The sequence below is a fragment of the Staphylococcus microti genome (assembly GCF_000934465.1).
GTDB classification, from domain to species: Bacteria; Bacillota; Bacilli; order Staphylococcales; family Staphylococcaceae; genus Staphylococcus; species Staphylococcus microti.
In genome coordinates, this window is sequence record NZ_JXWY01000011.1 from 1 (window position 1) to 1,970 (window position 1,970).

The window sequence follows — 1,970 nt, forward strand, 5'->3', positions numbered from 1 at the left end:
CCTTTTTCTAATGCAGGCGCTTCTACTAAGTTTGTTTTAAATGTTTTACCATCAACGATTGCTTGTGCAAAGATATTTAATTTAGCATTTGGTTTATACGGCCCATATAGATGATCACCATATACATCATAAGTTGATATTTTCTTGTTATTTACGTATAAGTATGTTTTTGAACTATTACTAATAGCATCATCATTAATCCTAACATCTAAATATTTTTCTTCGAAATCTTCTCTAACAGTATCATCAGACATTTTAATTACTATATAACCATCAAATGTATCTTTATCTATCATTTTCTTCGCTTTTAGCTTATAATCGCCAATTGGTAATGTAGCAAAAATCTTTTCTTCATCTTGTGATAATTTAATTTTATGCTCTTTGTTATTGTATTTATATTTGATTGTACTATTACTATCAGATTCAATTTTCACACTTTGTTTACCAACAGTGAAGTCATAGTTATTGAAAACCCCATATTTCTTACCATTTTTTCTTATATTAATAATTTCAATATCATTTGCCCTTACTGAAGCAATACCAGTTTTATTTTCTTGCATACTTTTAACATTACTTTCAATTTCATTAGCAATTCGATCTGGACTATCTGTTTCTTCAATATATTTGTATAGTGCTTTAGATTCTGTTTTATTTAACTTTCTTCCATTAAATTCTAAGTTTTTTGCTAGATTGTTTGTGTTACCCTTTTTTAAATCCTGAGCAACTGCTTTCGCTTGGTTTGTTGGTGATAATGTTGATTCAATAATTTTGAACAGCGAGAAAAACAAAATTAATATCACAACTATTACGCCAATGATAATTAAAGGTTTTTTAATGTTTTGCTTATTATCTTCTAAAGATTGACCACAATTGGTACAGTTTTTTTGGCGATTTTTTATTTTTGCGCCACAATTTCTACAAAATTTCATATACCTAAGCTCCTAACTAAGAAAAAGATTTGCTGTACTTGTAATGCTACTTTCACCTATAATTCTCATAATAATTGCGATGATAATAAAATATATTAAAATTCCATATACCACAGGAACACGTAAGTTACTTGATGAACTATATTTAGTGAATAAATAAATTGGAGAAATAATAAATAGTAATAAACTGATAGTAATTAAGAAAACAGCAAAGCTTGTTATTTGTATTACTAGGAAAATAGCACCAATAAAAAATAATAGTGTGGCATACGTATTAAATGAAATGAAATCAGATAAGGTTTTATGTGTGGTTGTTTTAATATTTAAAATTTTATTGATACCAACCGTAATCGCGAAGAGAACTATTAATCCAATAATTGCTAAGAAGAAGCATTTTGCAACGATAGAACCTTTTGATATACCAAGATAACCTATCTCAGTAGGTATTAAGATAGACGAAAAAATGAGTAATATAATTAAGCCAATGCCTAAAAGGATAGCTATAAATTTATATGAGAAGGTTCTCGTACTTTCAATTTCTGAATCTAATTTTGTGAATATAGATTGAAAAAATGTCTTACCTTCAACCAAAATACCACTTGAGTATTGAGTAACATTTTGCTTAAACATCTCTACTTTTCCATTGTTATTACTTGGTGATTCAGAGGATTGAAAATTGGCTTGTAGTTGCTTGCCACATTTTCCACAAAAACGATCATTTTTACTTATTAATGAGCCACAGTTTGAGCAATGCATTGTGAATACTCCTTATTTTTAAGTTCATTTAAAGTTTATCATAGTATATTATAAATTTTTATAGAATTTATAACATATAATTGATTTAGTAGCTTTAAGACCTCTTTTTTGTGTTTACATATCTATATATCCAAAAATATATTTTATACAGATAAAAATAATAATTGCGAACAAATTAACCATAATAATCAACATAAAGAAGAAAACAACAAGTTTTTGTAATAAAATGAAAACGTAAAAAATTTAAATAGTAAGAATTTCATTTCTTAGTATTAGCCTGAAAAT

At 26.6% G+C, this 1,970-nt stretch carries 2 protein-coding genes; both read right to left on the reverse strand.

Annotated features, from left to right (window positions below; genetic code table 11):
* The coding region (locus TP70_RS02045) for a TcaA second domain-containing protein (protein ID WP_044358970.1) at positions 1-929 on the reverse strand (929 nt) is incomplete at its 3' end.
* A gap of 12 nt (positions 930-941) precedes the next feature.
* A complete protein-coding gene (locus tag TP70_RS02050; RefSeq protein ID WP_042740068.1) occupies positions 942-1,685 on the reverse strand; it encodes a zinc ribbon domain-containing protein in 744 nt (247 codons plus the stop codon).
* Positions 1,686-1,970 lie beyond the last annotated feature (285 nt).

Coding starts and splice junctions, on each gene's coding strand:
- TP70_RS02050 (WP_042740068.1), bottom strand. CDS start 1,685: ATGCATTGCTCAAACTGTGGCTCATTAATAAGTAAAAATGATCGTTTT.